Origin of the sequence: Pontibacter sp. HSC-36F09, from assembly GCF_024171605.1 — a bacterium.
Taxonomy (GTDB): domain Bacteria; phylum Bacteroidota; class Bacteroidia; order Cytophagales; family Hymenobacteraceae; genus Pontibacter.
The window spans coordinates 841,210-858,009 of record NZ_JALKAA010000001.1 but is presented as its reverse complement, the minus strand read 5'-3'; the positions used below and the strand labels follow the sequence as shown (position 1 = coordinate 858,009).

General features: G+C 50.0%; 15 protein-coding genes. 7 read left to right on the top strand and 8 right to left on the bottom strand.

What is annotated here, in order from left to right; genetic code table 11:
• Positions 1 to 136: 136 nt before the first annotated feature.
• Entirely contained in the window at positions 137 to 1,384 is a 1,248-nt protein-coding gene (locus L1278_RS03990) for an ABC transporter permease (RefSeq protein WP_253401160.1), read from the bottom strand.
• A 182-nt stretch (positions 1,385 to 1,566) separates the two neighbouring features.
• Here L1278_RS03990 and queA point away from each other — a divergent pair, with 182 nt between their 5' ends.
• Positions 1,567 to 2,613, top strand: coding sequence for a tRNA preQ1(34) S-adenosylmethionine ribosyltransferase-isomerase QueA (gene queA, locus L1278_RS03985; protein WP_253401159.1), 1,047 nt, complete (start codon positions 1,567 to 1,569; stop codon positions 2,611 to 2,613).
• Between the two features lie 132 nt (positions 2,614 to 2,745).
• Positions 2,746 to 3,438 (top strand): 2-C-methyl-D-erythritol 4-phosphate cytidylyltransferase, encoded by a 693-nt coding sequence (locus L1278_RS03980; RefSeq protein ID WP_253401158.1) that lies wholly within the window; start codon positions 2,746 to 2,748, stop codon positions 3,436 to 3,438.
• Here L1278_RS03980 and L1278_RS03975 read toward each other — a convergent pair.
• From L1278_RS03975 to L1278_RS03965, 3 genes are all read right to left on the bottom strand, one after another.
• On the bottom strand, positions 3,435 to 4,163 hold the full coding sequence (locus L1278_RS03975; RefSeq protein ID WP_253401157.1) for an ABC transporter ATP-binding protein: 729 nt from the start codon (positions 4,161 to 4,163) through the stop codon (positions 3,435 to 3,437). The genes L1278_RS03980 and L1278_RS03975 overlap by 4 nt on opposite strands.
• Before the next feature lie 72 nt (positions 4,164 to 4,235).
• Positions 4,236 to 4,457, bottom strand: a complete 222-nt coding sequence (locus tag L1278_RS03970) for a DUF2795 domain-containing protein (RefSeq protein ID WP_007652164.1) — start codon at positions 4,455 to 4,457, stop codon at positions 4,236 to 4,238.
• Positions 4,458 to 4,734: 277 nt separating this feature from the next.
• Positions 4,735 to 6,048 carry a DUF349 domain-containing protein gene (locus L1278_RS03965; RefSeq protein ID WP_253401156.1) on the bottom strand — a complete coding sequence of 438 codons (1,314 nt, stop codon included), beginning with the start codon at positions 6,046 to 6,048 and terminating at the stop codon, positions 4,735 to 4,737.
• Positions 6,049 to 6,415: 367 nt separating this feature from the next.
• Here L1278_RS03965 and ettA point away from each other — a divergent pair, with 367 nt between their 5' ends.
• Complete coding sequence (gene ettA / locus L1278_RS03960) at positions 6,416 to 8,086, top strand: energy-dependent translational throttle protein EttA (protein ID WP_253401155.1); 1,671 nt, start codon at positions 6,416 to 6,418, stop codon at positions 8,084 to 8,086.
• A gap of 999 nt (positions 8,087 to 9,085) precedes the next feature.
• Here the strand turns inward: ettA and L1278_RS03955 are convergent.
• Both L1278_RS03955 and L1278_RS03950 read right to left on the bottom strand, forming a co-directional pair.
• Complete coding sequence (locus L1278_RS03955) at positions 9,086 to 10,654, bottom strand: serine hydrolase (RefSeq protein ID WP_253401154.1); 1,569 nt, start codon at positions 10,652 to 10,654, stop codon at positions 9,086 to 9,088.
• A 119-nt stretch (positions 10,655 to 10,773) separates the two neighbouring features.
• Entirely contained in the window at positions 10,774 to 11,787 is a 1,014-nt protein-coding gene (locus tag L1278_RS03950) for a zinc dependent phospholipase C family protein (RefSeq protein ID WP_253401153.1), read from the bottom strand.
• A gap of 148 nt (positions 11,788 to 11,935) precedes the next feature.
• Between L1278_RS03950 and L1278_RS03945 the strand changes: the two genes are divergently transcribed.
• The 4 genes from L1278_RS03945 (at position 11,936) to L1278_RS03930 (ending at position 15,678) form a co-directional block, all read left to right on the top strand.
• Complete coding sequence (locus L1278_RS03945; RefSeq protein ID WP_253401152.1) at positions 11,936 to 12,970, top strand: patatin-like phospholipase family protein; 1,035 nt, start codon at positions 11,936 to 11,938, stop codon at positions 12,968 to 12,970.
• A gap of 27 nt (positions 12,971 to 12,997) precedes the next feature.
• Positions 12,998 to 13,420: a DUF1810 domain-containing protein gene (locus tag L1278_RS03940; protein ID WP_253401151.1), complete on the top strand. Its 423-nt coding sequence runs from the start codon at positions 12,998 to 13,000 to the stop codon at positions 13,418 to 13,420.
• Positions 13,421 to 13,600: 180 nt separating this feature from the next.
• On the top strand, positions 13,601 to 14,683 hold the full coding sequence (gene lepB, locus L1278_RS03935) for a signal peptidase I (protein WP_253401150.1): 1,083 nt from the start codon (positions 13,601 to 13,603) through the stop codon (positions 14,681 to 14,683).
• 119 nt (positions 14,684 to 14,802) lie between these two features.
• Positions 14,803 to 15,678 carry a hypothetical protein gene (locus L1278_RS03930; protein ID WP_253401149.1) on the top strand — a complete coding sequence of 292 codons (876 nt, stop codon included), beginning with the start codon at positions 14,803 to 14,805 and terminating at the stop codon, positions 15,676 to 15,678.
• A 79-nt stretch (positions 15,679 to 15,757) separates the two neighbouring features.
• Here L1278_RS03930 and def read toward each other — a convergent pair whose 3' ends face one another.
• Both def and ruvX read right to left on the bottom strand, forming a co-directional pair.
• A complete protein-coding gene (def, locus tag L1278_RS03925) occupies positions 15,758 to 16,318 on the bottom strand; it encodes a peptide deformylase (protein ID WP_253401148.1) in 561 nt (186 codons plus the stop codon).
• A complete protein-coding gene (gene ruvX, locus L1278_RS03920; protein WP_253401147.1) occupies positions 16,315 to 16,731 on the bottom strand; it encodes a Holliday junction resolvase RuvX in 417 nt (138 codons plus the stop codon). The genes def and ruvX overlap by 4 nt, the downstream gene beginning before the upstream one ends.
• Positions 16,732 to 16,800 lie beyond the last annotated feature (69 nt).

Below are 16,800 nucleotides of genomic sequence, written 5' to 3'. Positions count from 1 at the left end.
CTTTCTTCGTCTTCTTCAGGAGGCAGACCTCCTGCGGCAACCTCACGTAAAGGTGCCTTCTTCATTTAATAAACAATTTTAAGGGCTTGTGACTGCAGCATGGAGGTTAAAATTTGCAGCCACGGTTGTGTCTTTTTTACTTGGAGCGAATGGCAATCACCGGGTCCAGGTTTGAGGCGAGCACCGCCGGGATGATACCCGACAGCATACCTATCACCGCCGATACGCCAAGGCCCAGAATTATGTTGCCTGCAGAGAGTGATATCTTCATCATGTCCTGAGGTATAAGCGTGAGTAGAAATACCAGCAGGATGCCGATGCCACCGCCAATAACGCTCAAGAACACAGACTCGAACAAGAACTGGAACAGGATGAAATAGTTTTTGGCGCCCAGTGATTTTTGTATACCGATGATGTTGGTTCTCTCTTTCACGGACACGAACATGATGTTGGCAATGCCGAAGCCGCCCACCAGAATCGCAAAGCCGCCGATCACCCAGCCAGCCAGGCCGATGACCTGAAACAGGCCTGTGATGGCCTGAGTAGCCATTTCGGGGCGGTTTATGGCGAAGCTGTCCTCGTCGCGTGGTTTCAGGCCCCGGATGTTGCGCATCATGCCGCGCACCTCATACTCCAGTTCCAGCAGCCCCACATCATCGTCGCGGCCCTTTACCGCAATGGTCGAGCCAATGCCGTTGGGGCCGGTCGCGTACATCTTGCTGAACGTGCCGTAGGGTACAATTCCCATCTGGTCGAAGTTAGGCATGCCAAACATGCTTTCGCCCTGTTTCTCCATCACACCGATTACCGTAAACTTATGTCCGCTCACTCTGAGCTCCTGCCCAATGGCTGACTGGCCTGGGTAGAGCGTGCTGGCCACCTCGTCGCCTATGATCATCACATTTCGGGCGGCGTCCACCTCCTGCGGCACGAAGTAGCGGCCTTCGGCCACCGGAATCTCCGTTACTTTGTTATAGTCGTAGGTAACGCCCATCAGGCCGGCGTCTTTGAAGCTGTTGTTGCGATACTTAAACAGACTACGTCCTCTGTTGGCAAAAATAGCCACACCAGCGTCGTTGGTCAGGTTGCGGTCCAGCAAGCGGTATTCGTGGGTGTTGGGCTGCGGGCGCTTAAAGTACTTCCACCAGGGATATTCTCCGCCAAAACTCCAGGGCCACTTCTCTACATACAGCACCTTGTCGCCAATAAAACTCATGCTGTCGCGCACGTTGCGCTCGAGCGAGTCAACCAGCGTGAAAACCGAGATGATGGCGAAAATGCCTATTGTAACGCCCAGCAGGGAGAGGATCGTTCGGAGCAGGTTAGCACGTAAGGCCTGCCATGCAAAGCGGAAACTTTCAGCTATTAGGCGGATGTAGATCATAGATTGGCGTATAGCAAAGTAATTTTCTTAAAAGTAAGAATATTTCGGTCAAACTAAGTAAATTTGCGGTTTGATTTTTTAATTGTATCATGGGTAAGCCGGGCCGAATTTTCGGGAAACTGGCATATTATCCGATACAGGCCATTCCAAGTCAGCACGATTTATACCGTATTATAAAAAGTATGAAGTTATCAGAATTTAAGTTTGAGCTACCTGAGAACCTGCTAGCAGCGCATCCTTCCGCCAACCGCGACGAGTCGCGCATGATGGTGTTGCACCGCGACACGGGCAAAATTGAGCACCGCATCTTCAAAGACATCCTGGAGTATTTTGACGAGGGTGATGTGATGGTAGTAAATGATACCAAAGTATTTCCGGCCCGCCTGTATGGCAACAAAGAGAAAACCGGTGCCAAGATCGAAGTGTTTCTGCTTCGTGAGCTTAACAAGGACATCCACCTGTGGGACGTGCTGGTAGACCCGGCCCGCAAGATCCGTGTAGGCAACAAGCTATACTTTGGCGACAGCGACCTGGTAGCAGAAGTAATCGACAACACGACATCCCGCGGCCGCACGATCAAGTTTTTGTTCGATGGTCCGGACGAGGAGTTTTACAAGACCATTAACGAACTGGGCGAGACCCCGCTTCCTAAGTACATTAACCGCGAAGCCGAGCCGGAAGACAAGGAACGTTACCAGACCGTATATGCCAAAAACGTAGGCGCCGTAGCTGCTCCAACTGCTGGTTTGCACTTCACGAAAGAGGTTCTTAAGCGCCTCGAAATCAAAGGGGTGGATGTAACGCCGCTTACATTGCACGTGGGCCTGGGCACTTTCCGCCCGGTGGATGTGGAAGACCTGACCAAGCATAAGATGGACTCTGAGAACTTCATGGTGCCAGCCGAGACAGCCGAAATGGTGAACAAAGCGCTGGACAACAAGAAGCGCGTATGTGCCATCGGCACAACGACCATGCGTGCATTGGAGTCGTCAGTGTCGGCGAGCAACCGCCTGAAGCCAAACGAGGGCTGGACAGACCGTTTCATCTTCCCTCCGTATGACTTCAAGATCGCCAATGCACTGGTAACCAACTTTCACATGCCGGAGAGCACGCTGCTGATGATGACGGCTGCTTTTGGTGGTTATGAACTAGTGATGAAAGCCTACGAAGAAGCCGTAAAAGAAAAGTACCGCTTCTTCAGTTACGGCGACGTGATGTTGATCCTCTAATAGCAGGTATAGATATTTAGCAAAGCCCCGGCTCTCCAAAGTCGGGGCTTTTTGTTTTATTTGCAGCTTCGTAATTAGCACAGCTGGCAATTGCTCAGCACAACATACTGCTACAATACCTATACCTATCCTATGGAGAAAGCTTTGCAACAATACGCCATTATTGTGGCCGGTGGCACGGGCAGCCGCATGCAGCACACTATGCCCAAGCAATTCATCGAACTTGCTGGCAAGCCTATCCTCATGCACACCATTGAGCGGTTCTATACCTACAACCCTGATATACGGATTGTAGTCGTGCTGCCGGAGGACCAGTTGCAGGTATGGCGAAACCTATGCAAACAGTATAAATTTCCTATATTCCACATGGCGGTTCCGGGAGGAAAGACCCGCTTCGGCTCTGTGAAGAATGGACTGGCAACGGTGCATGGCGAGGCGCTGGTAGCTGTGCACGATGGCGTGCGGCCATTTATAAGCACAGGCATCATCAAGGCGGCCTTTGAGCAGGCGGCTGAATCGGGGGCTGCTGTGTTGGCTGTTTCCCCGAAAGACTCTATCCGGGAGCTTACCGGGAGCGGGAGCCAAGCCGTACCACGCACCAGGTATAAGCTGGTGCAGACGCCCCAGTGCTTTAAGTCCAGCCTATTACGGGCAGCTTACGAACAGCCCGAGCAGGAGCACTTCACTGACGATGCATCGGTGGTAGAGCAGCTGGGCGCAGGTATAGCGCTGGTGGAAGGCAGCTATAGTAACATCAAGATCACAACGCCGGAAGATTTGCTGTTGGCCGAAGTGCTTGTGAAGCAGTTTGAGTCGATGGGTTAGCGAACAATGCGCTGCGCTTCCAGATATTCCTGGTTCTGCTGCACCGTTTCGGGGGAAAGCGGCTCGAGTGTAGGGTTGGGTTTGGAAAGGTTGAGGAGAAAGCCCTGCATTGGCTGCAAGTTGTAGAGATCATGTGTTATGCAGAACACCGTTTTGCCTTTTTGCTGTACCCACTGCTGCAAAAGTCGGAATACCTGCTTCTTATAGTAGACGTCCAGCTGCTGAGTCGGCTCGTCAAGCAACACGACATCGGCGTCCTGCAGCATCAGTTGCGCCAGCCATACCATTTGCTGTTCACCTCCTGAAAGGGTTGTAAAGTCCTGCTCCTGCAGGTGCATCAGTTCCAGCTGCGCCAGCGTGGCACGGGCCTGGGCGTAATCCTGGGCGGTATAGTTCTCAAAAAAGCTCTTCTTTCGAAAAAGACCCATCACCACCAGGTCAAGCACGCTGATCGAGAAGGAGACAATGTTCTTTTGGGGAAGATAGGAGAGAAGGCCGGAGGCTGCAGCGTCTTTGGCGTTGCGTAAATCCTGACCCTGCAGCAGGAGCTGCCCCTGGTAGGGTATTTTTTGCTGAAAAGCTCTGAAGAGGGTTGTCTTACCTGCTCCGTTATGGCCCACAATAGCCACAAATGCCTGTGCAGGCACAGAAAAAGAAAGGTTGCGGATCAGAGTTCGACGCTCATAACCCGCAACCAGATTTTTTACTTCAACGATGTTGTTCAATGAGTAACGAAAAGTGAAGATTGAATAACAGAAGATCGAAGGATCAATCCTCTTTATCTAATGAATCACTAATTAGTACTCGTCTTCGTTGAACATGAAGTCTTCCTTGGTAGGGTAGTCAGGCCAGATCTCCTCGATGTTCTCATAAGGCTGCCCGTCATCTTCAAGTGCCTGCAGGTTCTCTACCACCTCCATAGGTGCGCCTGAGCGGATAGAATAGTCGATCAGCTCGTCCTTAGTGGCTGGCCAAGGTGCGTCCTCGAGGTATGATGCTAATTCCAGTGTCCAATACATAGTATGTGTCTCCTTAACTTAATGGCTGTAAAAAATAGTTCGCAAAAGTATGAATTAATTCACAAACTAAAATTTTTTTGAAATATTTATTGCTTTTTGTGATTGTTTTTACCAAAACAACGCAAATGCACAGTAAATGTTCATTTTGAGTCAAATTTTTTCAGACCCCACTTTTTACTGCGATCTCCCCTGAATTGGGCTGTATGTAAATATAGAAAGCGTCTGCCGCTTTCGCAACAGACGCCTTCTCAAAAGATATAGTTAAATCTTTATTTTTCTATTTGTTGATCGTGCTCAGTTGCTCCTGAAACATCTCGATCAGCGCCTGCTTCGTCGTAATCTTGCGGTTGAAGTTACGGATCTTGCCCAGAAGCATGTTGCGGAACGAATCGTTACTTGGCGCTTCGCTCAGCTTGCCCAGGTTCGTTTCAAGCACCTCCAACTCCTGACGGTCAGACTTGATGAAGTCGCGCAGGGCGTTGATGCGGGCGAGCAGCCCTTCCTCGTGGCCATAGGTCTCGTTAGCGTTCTGCTGGCGCTTGCGGATATAGTGCTCCAGGCTGCTCATCTCGAATACACGGTCACAGGCCTTGATAAAGCGCTCCCAAATCGCATCTGAAACATCAGGTCGCACAGGGCCTACTTTTTTCCACTCGGCCTGCAGTTCCTTGGCGCGCTTCACGGCGTCGTTCAGGCTGTTGTGCTGGAGCAGTTGCTCGGCCTGGCCTACCAGTTCCTGCTTGCGCTCCAGGTTGGTTTCGTAGTACTTCTCTTTTGAGTCGGTTTTCTCGTTTGTGATCTTCACTTTGAGGCGTTCAAAAAAGTGGTTGTGGGCTTTTCTGAACTCAGTCCATAGCTTGTTGGTCGTGGCGCGCGGCAACGATCCGCCAATCTGCTTCCACTGTGTCTGCAGGTCTTTCAGTTTGGCCGTTGTGGCTTCCCACTCCTCAGAGTTTTGCAGCGCCACAGACTTGGCGATCAGGTCTCTATACCTGTCGTACGTGCGGTTCTGCATCATCTTCTTGTCGTTGAAGAAGGACTTTTTGCGCTCAAAGAAAGACTCCAGCACTGTTTTAAAGCGCTCCTCTATCTCTTCGGTAAGGTCTTTCTCCACAGGGCCAGTCTTGATCCAGGTGGCGCGGAGGTCCTTCATCTTGTCAGAAGTCTCTTTCCACTCCAGGCTGTCCTGCAGTGCCTCTGCCTCCTGTATAAGCCCGATCTTGATGCTTAGGTTCTTTTCGCGGTTCTGCTTGATGGTCTCATTTATATCCTCCTCCGCCTTGCTCAGCGTATGGTAGATAGACTCAAAGTCACCCAGCGCATCATAGTTACCTACCTGGTCTTTCATGTGCAGCACCTTCATCAGGAAAGAGCCTTTGTTCTCGGAAGTTGCGATGCGCTCGAGCAGGGCGTTTACTTTATCGCTGAACATGTGAAAGCGCCTGGCAAAATAAACCAGCGAGTCTTCCTCTGATTCTTTCACCTCGCCTACCTTTCTGTCGGGGTAGGTCATAAAAGCTTTCAGCCATACTTGCTGGTCCTGAATAAAGCCATACTTTTTGGCTTCTTCCAATAGGTCGTTGTTTTCCATTTAAGGATCGGGTTAGAATCGGAACATAAAAGGGCAAAGGGTCCAAAATTTTAGACTAACCTTAGCATACGCAAGTCAGGTTGTAGCGTTGACAGTCTGCAGATTAGCCGCGGAAGTCTCCTGATAAAAACCTGACCTGGTGCCACGATAAGTCTGTGCGGACTTCTCCCATACAGTTTTTCTACAAGTTTAGTGATTTCAAAGCACTTTTGTGAACCATAAACACATGAATTTTTACGATATTTGTATTTGTCGGCATAAAAAATGGCTAAACCGGACACATTTGTCGGGTAGGGCGCTGTAAATGCCGTTTCAATGTGAATTTAACTTGCTGCCTGCGGGCAGTACTAAACTGATATACAGTAAAATGAGCAACGAAACCATTATTTTCTCAATGGCTGGGGTGAGCAAGATCTACCCGCCACAAAAGCAAGTACTTAAAAATATTTACCTCTCGTTTTTCTACGGCGCCAAAATAGGCGTGCTGGGCCTCAACGGCTCCGGTAAGTCGAGCCTGCTCAAAATCATTGCCGGCGTGGACAAGGAGATTCGCGGCGAAGTAGTTTGGTCGCCGGGCTACTCTGTGGGCTACCTGGAGCAGGAGCCGCAGCTTGACCCGACCAAGACGGTGCGCGAAGTGGTAGAGGAAGGTGTGAGCGAAGTGGTTGCCCTGTTGAAGGAGTTCGACGAGATCAACATGAAGTTCGCTGAGGAGATGACGGATGATGAGATGAACAAACTCATCGAGCGCCAGGGGATCGTGCAGGAAAAACTGGACCACCACAATGCCTGGGAACTGGACAACAGACTGGAGCGCGCCATGGACGCCCTGCGCACACCACCGGAAGATGCCGTGATCGGCAACTTGTCGGGTGGTGAGAAGCGACGCGTCGCCTTATGCCGCCTGTTGCTGCAGGAGCCGGACGTGCTGTTGCTGGACGAGCCTACCAACCACCTCGACGCTGAGTCGGTGGACTGGTTAGAGCAGCACTTGCAGCACTACAAAGGCACTGTGATCGCCGTAACCCACGACCGCTACTTCCTGGACAACGTGGCGGGCTGGATCCTGGAGCTCGACCGCGGCGAAGGTATTCCATGGAAAGGCAACTATAGCAGCTGGCTGGAGCAGAAAGCTGCCCGCCTGGCAAAAGAGGAGAAGACAGAAAGCAAGCGCCAGAAAACACTGCAGCGTGAGTTGGAGTGGGTGCGTATGGCGCCGAAAGCCCGCCATGCCAAGTCGAAGGCCCGTATCAGCCAATACGACAAGCTGGCCAGCGAAGAAGCCTCTAAGAAAGAGGAGAAGCTGGAGCTCTTTATACCTGATGGCCCACGTTTGGGTGCGCAGGTTATTGAAGCGCACAATATCAGCAAAGCCTACGGCGACAAGCTGTTGTTTGAGAATCTGAATTTCTCCCTGCCGCAGGGTGGTATTGTAGGTATCATCGGTCCGAACGGTGCCGGTAAGACTACTTTGTTTAAGCTGATCACAGGTCAGGAAAAACCAGATGCAGGTGACTTTACAGTAGGCTCTACTGTGCAGATCTCTTATGTGGACCAGGAGCATACGCAATTGGACCCGAACAAGTCGGTGTTTGAGGTGATCTCAGGAGGAACGGAGCATATGATGATGGCCGGCCGACAGGTGAACTCCCGCGCGTACGTGAGCAAGTTCAACTTCTCGGGCGGTGACCAGGAGAAGAAAGTGGATAAGCTATCGGGCGGGGAGCGCAACCGCGTACACCTGGCCATGACGCTGAAAGAAGGCGGTAACCTGTTGCTCCTCGATGAACCGACCAACGACCTGGACGTGAATGCCATCCGCGCGCTGGAAGACGCCCTGGAGAACTTTGCGGGCTGCGCCGTGATCATTTCGCACGACCGCTGGTTCCTGGACCGTATCTGTACGCACATTCTGGCCTTTGAAGGCGACTCCCAGGTATACTGGTTCGAGGGTAACTACACAGATTACGAAGAGAATAAGAAGAAGCGTTTGGGTGATACAGAGCCGAAGCGCATACGCTATAAAAAGCTGGTATAGATTGCACTGTTTTGTGCTGAAAACCAATGCTTTGTTTTTGAAAAATCCCTTGTTGGCCTAATGGTCGGCAGGGGATTTTGCTTTTTAGGCACTGATCAGGTAGAGTATATTTTTATTATGAAATTATTTTGGGAAAATTTTCAACAAAAAATTTATAGGATTATTCAAGTTATAATTTGCTGTTATATAGGTGCTTGATTATTAGCGTATTGGAATATATAAAGATGGACTATGGATTTTGGGGCATGGTATTGTTATAATAAACAGAAATTATATTCAATTGTTTGCATATAACATTTATTTAATATTTATTTGCAACATCTTCTGGGAGAAATATGAATATGTTTTACTAGAAGTGAATTTTTTTATGCTTAAAATAATAATGTCTAAACTAAACCTTAAAACGTTCTATTGTCATGAAAAAATTTACTCTTAATGAAACTTTGGCTAATGTAATTGTTGCTGCTTACTTTGTACTTGGTGGTGCAATAAGTAGTTTACTAGTAGCAGTAGCATAATTTAGCTTACCTATATAAATTCGCAACAAGGGCGATGCTGTTAAGCATCGCCCTTGTTGTTTTAAAGGCTAAGAAAATTACGGCTAAAGTATCCAGTATGCGTATGGCTACGTAACAGGGTAAAGAGGTCTAATGCTGTCGTAAGTACTTGTATGTAAGAAGCGTATTAATATCTATATATTCATATATAAATAGTTATAATAACTTTTAAAATAGTGCAACGTTTGCGGGCGTAATGCGTAAAGATTACCAAGATGGCCAAAGGTATTTTAAAGCATTTCTAACGTTTAAAAGGTTGTCACTCATGAAAAAACTTTACTTTGATGAAGATGCACTCGCATACATTGTTATAGCAGGATACTTTGCAGTTGCAAGCATCGTTTCTGTTATTGTAGCTTACTAAGAGCAGTATCTTAAAAAAACAGCGGGGCCATACCTAGTTTTAGGTATGGCCCCGCTGTTTTTTAATTCTAGAGTCCGCTTATTTAACTTTTTTAAACTCCAACTCACTGAAGTGAAAATCAGGGTTATTGGAATCGAGTCGCATTTCGGCAATTTTTCCATCAGGCCCAACAATGAAACGCACTTTAGTAGGTGTGAGCAGGGCAAAGTTATTTTTCCACTCCAGGTTAAAGATATCGTGCTGCCAGTGCGTGAGCTTGCCACCCAAGGCTGGAGCAGGAGCCAAATCTAATACGAGTTGCTTGTTCTGTACCGTGATGGTGGCGTCGCCATAAAGCGGGCTGTTGTACGTGCCGGCATAGGCCTCCAGGTCCATGGTTGGTTTGCTCTTGCGTAGTTTTTCTTTGGGGGCTTTGGCGGCCGCTTCTTCCTGCGCTTTGCGTGCTTTGGCCAAGTTGTCGAGCGAGAACTGGCTCCAATTGCGGCCGTTTTGTACTCCGAAGAACTGGTCTAAGGTATAGTTAGCCAGCGGTGACATAATGCTGCTCATGCTGTTAGTCAGAATCACGATGCCGAGGTTCTCTTCCGGTACCAGTACGGTGCGGCTGTTCATACCTTCGTGGCCACCGCCATGCGCCAGTATTTTGCGGCCTTCATAGTCGTTCATCATCCAGCCCAGGCCAGCAGCCGAAAAGTGTGTGGAGGGCACATTAGCCTCAGATTGTTTTGAAACAGGCATGGCGTTATGGGCGGTCCACATCATGCGGCTGGCATCTTCACTGAAAATCTTCTTACCCATGTATGTTCCACGGTTGAGTTGCAGTCGCATCCACTGGGCTTGCTGGTTTACGCTCGTGAATATACCTGCCGCCGGGTTCCAGTTGTCCCATGCCGTGAAAGTAGTCGGGTAAGGTTTGTGCTTTTCGTCTGATCCATGCGGAGAGGCAATGTTGTCTTTGCCAGTCAGTTCGTTTACGGAGGTATAGGAGCGGTTCATGCCCAGCGGGCCGAAAAAGCGCTGCTTGATGAAGTCTTCCCACTTCTGTCCTGACACAGCCTCGATCACTTCGCCGGCGGCGATGAACATCAGGTTGGAGTAGCCATACCCGTCGCGGAAGCTGTAGGCGGGCTGCAGGTAACGGGCGCGTTCTAGAATTTCGCGGCGGCTGTAGGTGGTGTTGTACCAGAGCAAATCACCACTGAAGGTGCGGAAACCGGCGCGGTGACTGAGCAAATCCTCTATGTTGAGCTCCTGCGTTACGTAGGGGTTGTACAGCTGCAGCCAGGGCAGGTGCTTTGTTACCTTGTCGTTCCAGTTGAGCTTGCCTTCGTCCACGAGTATACCGAGCGCTGCAGCAGTATAGGCTTTGGAGTTGGAGGCGATGCCGAATACGGTGTTGGCGTCTACCTGTCCGCCTGCCTTGAGGTCGCGCACACCGTAGCCTTTGGCGAAAATAACGGAGTCGTTCCGTACAATGGCGATGGCCATGCCGGGCACATCCCAGTCTTTCAGGGCTTTCTGGTAGTAGGCGTCGAGCTTTTGCAGGGTAGCGGCTGTGTTTTGCTGGGCCGAGGCTTGCAGGCTAATGATGGTGGCGAGGGTAAAGAACAGCGCAATGCGCTTGAAGAAGGTATAGGTATAGCTCATGGGTGAGTCAGTATTTACAAAGGCAAGTTATATAATTTTATGTCCTTTGCATAATGCCGCTTGCTCGTTGTTGTATAGACGCCAGTAAAGATTTTTTGCTTTTGCGGGGAGCCGCAGGTCTACTCTTTTCGGCCTGAAATCCATGTGTTTCGGTGCAAGTATGTTTCACCTTCTTCGCGCGGCAGGTGCGGACCCTGTTCGTATTCTTTCAGCTCCATGCGCAATCGTTCCTGTTCTTCAACCGAGAGGATAGAAGCTAGCTGGCGCAGGTCAGGCTGACCCGCATCTACCCAGGCCGTAAACCAGTAGCTGGCCACGTTGTGAATAGCAAGACGCATCTGCCGCTCTACTTGCCCGTTCAGTCGGCGGTGGTAAGCTTCCGAAAACTCCCTGGAGTATACCCGAGTAGTCAGATTGCCGCGCACTTCATAGCTGTACTTCTTTTCTTCATCAAATTCCAGCGTCAGTTCCCGCTCAAACCCAAGCACCGAGTCGAGGGCCAGGTGGGCGCTGGCCACGATGTCCCAGGCTCTGAGCTGCGGCTGCTCTATGTATTGGGCCTGCCCTACAAAGAAGTCGTAGTTGTCGGAGAGCATTTCGGGAAGGCGGCTTTCCCAGAAAGCGTGGATACCGCGCTGGTCTGTTAGCTGCCCGTTGTAGTTGCGAGTAGTGTGAAGGGGCACGCTAGCATCGGCAATGTAATGGCCTATGTCGGCGGAAAGGCGAAGAATCTGGTCGAGGTTGCGGTCTTTGAAGGCTTGCGTGAGCTGGAACTTCATGCGGTTGATGTGCCAGGGCACGATACCATGCGCCATCAGCGTGTCTTCGCCGTACCGCTCCACAGCCTGTTGCCAGAAGCGGGGCATTTTATAGAGCGCACTGTCGCCGTACACATCCAGATCGATGTAGTGGCGGGGTGCTTCACCGACTACGGCATAGCGGCGGCGGTCAGGGTTCACGGCATTTTCGGTGATGTAGCGGATATGCTTTTTGTAGAAGCCCACCATTTCGGGCGGCAGGGTATAAACGGCCAGCCGGTTGATGCGCTGGTGCGCAAAAAAGCCCCAGCTATACCCGGTGAGCGGCAGCAGGAATGAGAGAAGCAACAATACAGCGATTTGTCGGAAAGCCATATCTGCGGTGTACGGAGAATCGGGGAATTTGTATATTAGACGCCACATGGCTGGCCACTTTGCTGTTCGTATCTGGCAGGCAGCAATCCTATACCTGTGCAGCCTTATTTATCAGCACCTGCATGAAACCGAATTTACCCATCTCTTTATGAAGCATTATGCTAGGCTTGCCATTCTCTTCTGCCTGCTTACCACGCAGGTATACGGCCAGGATTGTGAAATCAGGAACCTGGCTTTTGAGGGGGCAGGTATACGGGGCATTGCCTACGCCGGTGTTATCGACGAATTGGAGCGGCATGGCAAGCTGCAGGGTATAGAGAAAGTCGGCGGCACATCGGCAGGGGCCATTACGGCCATGATGGTATCATTGGGTTATACCTCCGAAGAAATAGCGGACATCGTCTCTTCCACGCAGTTCAGGAAATTCAATGATGGCCGCTTTATGTTTGTCGGCGGCTTTGTGCGCATGCACAAGCTGTACGGATGGTACCGGGGTGACAAATTCATGGATTGGACCGCTAAGCTGATCGAAGAAAAAACGGGGAATCCGGATATCACCTTTCAGGAGTTGAGCGCCCTGGGGTATAAGGATCTGTACATCACCGCAACAAGCTTAAATAAGCAGCGGCTTCTTATTTTTTCCAGGGAAAATTACCCGAACATGAAAGTGAGGGATGCAGTCAGAATATCGATTTCTATACCGCTTTACTTCAAGGCCGTCTTTATAGATAGCGATGGCAAGGTATACAAAAAGCCGGGTGAAGGCCAGGATCTGGATGTTGTGGTGGATGGTGGCGTCATAGGCAACTTTCCCATCACCATGTTCGACAGTGTTGTAGCGGACGCAACAGGAAGAAAGCAACGTATACCCAACAAAGGTACCATAGGTATAAGGGTAGACTCGGATTTACAGATTGAGGAAGATGCCAATACGAGAGAGCTGGTGCCCACCGACATCCGGAACCTGAACGATTATATAGCGGCGCTCTATACCTTGGTTATCGAGAACCTGAATCGGAATGAGTTAACCGAAGCGGACTGGGCCAGGACTATTTCTGTTTCATCGGTCGATATCAGTCCCCGCATCAGGAAGATGTCAAAAGAGGAAAAAAACAGCCTGATCCAGAGTGGCAGGGAGTATACAGCAAACTACCTGCTGCGTACATGCAGTACTCACAACTAAAGTAGCCATTACCCCTATACCTCCGATATGAAAAACGCCGATAGCCTGACCCGATTTCTGGATGCCCAAACTGACAGCTATGCACAAGCGCTTTCTGAGATAAAAAGTGGCCGTAAGCGTAGTCACTGGATGTGGTTTATCTTCCCGCAGTTGCAAGGGTTGGGGTATAGCGAAACCGCCCGATTCTACGCCATCAAAGATCTGGAAGAGGCCCGGCTATACCTGCAACACCCTGTACTGGGGTCTCGCCTGGTTGAGATCTCTAAAGCTATGCTGGCGCTGGAGGGTAAAACTGCCAACCAGATTTTAGGAAACCCCGACGACCTGAAACTGCGCTCCAGCATGACTTTGTTTGCGGCTGTGCCCCATGCTGACCCCGTGTTTAAAGCTGTGCTGGATAAATATTATAAGGGCGAAGCGGATGAGAAGACCCGGGAGCTACTGCGATAAAACCAGTTTCTGTCTCAGCCGACTTGTAGAGTTCCGACTTTGGTTTCAGTGCGGCGGCTATCGTTATACCTTCTCTGTTTTATTTTTATAAGGTATAGCCTGATAATTTTCTTGGCTACAGTTATAATTTGCTGAACCTTAATGCAGTTAAAGTATAGTAAACCCACTATACTTTAAAAGATGCAGCTAAGATTCTGGAAGAAAAAAACAGCCGAAAAGACAGTCAGGAAGAGTGCCCTGCGCGAATGGGGTAACGCGTTGATGTTTGCCGTCGTCGTGTCCACCTTTTTTCGGTGGGCTACGTTTGAGGCCTATGCTATACCTACCTCTTCCATGGAGAAGTCGATGCTGGTGGGCGACCGCTTGTTTGTGAGCAAGCTGCATTATGGTCCGCGTACGCCTATCACGCCGTTGCAAGTGCCACTCACGCACCAGACCATCTGGGGCACCGACATACCTGCCTATTCTGATGCATTGCAGCTGGAGTCGCTCCGCCTTCCCGGCTTTTCCGAAATCAAGCGTAACGACCCGGTAGTGTTTAACCTGCCGGTGGAGGAGGAGCGCCCCGTGGACCAGCGCACGCATTATGTGAAGCGCTGCGTAGGTATAGCCGGCGATATGCTCGAGATCCGTGACAGGCAGCTATACCTGAACGGTCAGCCACTCGACCATCCGGAGAAGATGCAGTACGCTTACTTTGTGGCCACCAATAAAGTGCTGCAACCCAAGTTCTTCCGCGAGCGCGACATTACTGACTTATACCCTGTGCCGGGCGGTTACATCCTGCACACGACTCCCGCTAAGGCCCAGGCGCTGGCCTCACTCGATTTTATCAGGCAGGTGGAGTTGCAGCAAATGCAAGCCGGCGAGGCGGAACCGGGTATTTTCGGCAGCCACGGCTGGAACCGCGATAACTACGGCCCGCTCTACATCCCGAAACAAGGCGCAACGGTCGCCATCACTCCAGAAACGCTGCCGCACTATGAAAAGATCATCCTGGACTACGAACAAAACGAGAATGCCGAAGTGCGCGACGGCAAGCTATACCTGAACGGGCAGGAAGCGAAGCGCTATACCTTTCGACAGAACTACTACTTCATGATGGGCGACAACCGCCACAACTCCCTCGACTCCCGCTACTGGGGTTTTGTACCGGAAGACCACATCGTAGGCAAACCCATTTTTACCTGGTTTTCGATGGACGAGGAGGCGAAAATGCTTGAAAAAGTGCGCTGGAGCAGGTTGTTCAGCTGGATAGAGTAAATGGTGCAGGCAAAAACATAGGATATAGTAAATATGGTATGGATGTTGCTTGTTAGAGTATTGTCTTTCAGGAGTATATCTTTATATCAATGTCTATTAACCCTCTTACTTAAACGCCTATGAAATCTAAAGCACTACTCGGTCTGGGTTTATGCCTGAGCATCTTTTTAACTGGTTGCAAGGATGATGACGTGAACCCCGCCAATTTACAGGTGAGCGTAAGCAGCTCCAGCCTGACGCTAGTAGAAGGGGGCGAAGCTGTTGAACTGACTGTCGAGATGGACAGAACTTACAAAGAACTTAAATATCTATACCTGGATGGGGCTGCAATGTTTATGGACAGGGAGATCCGTCATGATGACGGGTGGATTACTGCAGAAGTGGATGGCAAGCAACGAAATTTGACGCGCATACCCATACCTGCTGGGGAAAGAACAAGAACTATACAACTGCGGGTGGATAAAGATGAAGTATACCAAGGCAATGGTACCTTTGGAGTACAAGTATACAGCTATGAAAATGGCATGGTGCTGCCCAAAGACAGCTTAAGCTTGAATTACCAGGATATAACGCCGAAGCCAGTTTTCGGTTTGTTCAAAAAGGCTGAGCGAGATGTAACACAGACATTAAATGTAGCGCATCTTAGCAATCAGGGCCGTTTTTATCTCGTGGTAATGACGGACAGGGTCTTTACAAAGCCTCAGAAAGTTACGCTTTCGTTTTCGGGTACTGCAGAAGAAGGAGTGCATTACACGAAAGAAACACACCTGGTTCTTGAGCCACGGCATTTCGATCGTCCCCTTCAAGGCAATAGCTATGAAGTTTTACAAATTAACAAAACAGGTAGCTTCAACCCTGAGAAAACCATACACATTAAACTAACTGCAGCTGAAGACGGGACAATTGCAAACGGAGAGGAGTACATATGGCCGAATCCATACGGAGGAGAACCTTTCAACATGGTAAACACCTATACACTAACTGTAACGGAATAGCGTGAAATTATAACTAAGCAATAAAAAAGCACCTACCTCATCTCTGGGGCAGGCGCTTTTTTTGCGGGTCAGGTATAGCTTATCGCTTCACCGGGAACTTCATGCGGTAATCCGCATCCACTTCACCTTTCGATATTTTGGTGAGCTTGTTCTTGATCAGGCGTTTCTTTAGGCCGGAGATGTGGTCAGTGAACAGGATGCCTTCGATGTGGTCGTATTCGTGCTGAATCACGCGGGCTGTCATGCCGTCGTAGGTGTCAGTGTGCTCGTTCCAGTCCTGGTCGAAGTAGCGGATCACGATGCGCTCCGGACGGTATACTACTTCGCGCACACCCGGTATGCTCAGGCAGCCTTCTTCAAAACCCCACTCTTCGCCATCCTCCTCAATAATCTCCGCGTTGATGAACGCTTTCTTCACGCCTTTGCCTTCGTCGCCTTCGTCTATCATCGGTTCCGAATCAATCACAAACAGACGGATGCTCTTGCTGATCTGAGGAGCAGCCAAACCCACGCCATGCGCATGGTACATGGTGGTATACATGTCTTCGATGAGCTCGTTCAGACCTTCATAGTTTTTGGGGATATCCTGCGCCGGCTCCTTTAGCACCGGGTCGCCATAGGCGGTAATTGGGTAAATCATATTGCTCTGCTTTCTAAATACGACTGTAAAATTATGGCGGCACTCACGCGATCCACTGTGCCTTTGTCCTGACGGTCTTTTTTCTTGAGCCCGCCGGCCAGCATCGCTTTTTGGGCCATGTTCGAGGTAAAGCGCTCGTCCACGGTATGCACCGGTATACCCGGAAACTCCTTTTGGAGCTTACGCACAAAACCGATAACATGTGGCGTTGCATCGGTCGCTTCGCCGGTCAGGCGACGGGGCATGCCCACCACAATAGCCTCCACGGACTCGCGCTGGGTATAAGCTTTCAGGTATGCGAGTACGTCTTTGGCGTGTATGGTTTCGAGTGGCGAAGCGATGATCTGGAGCGCGTCTGTCGCAGCCAGCCCCACCCGCTTATTGCCATAATCTATACCTAAAATTCTCGCCATTATACCTGATTTTTGCCTTTGCTGCCTGTGAACAAAAGGCTCGCGCTTAAAAATACAAAGTTAAGGGAT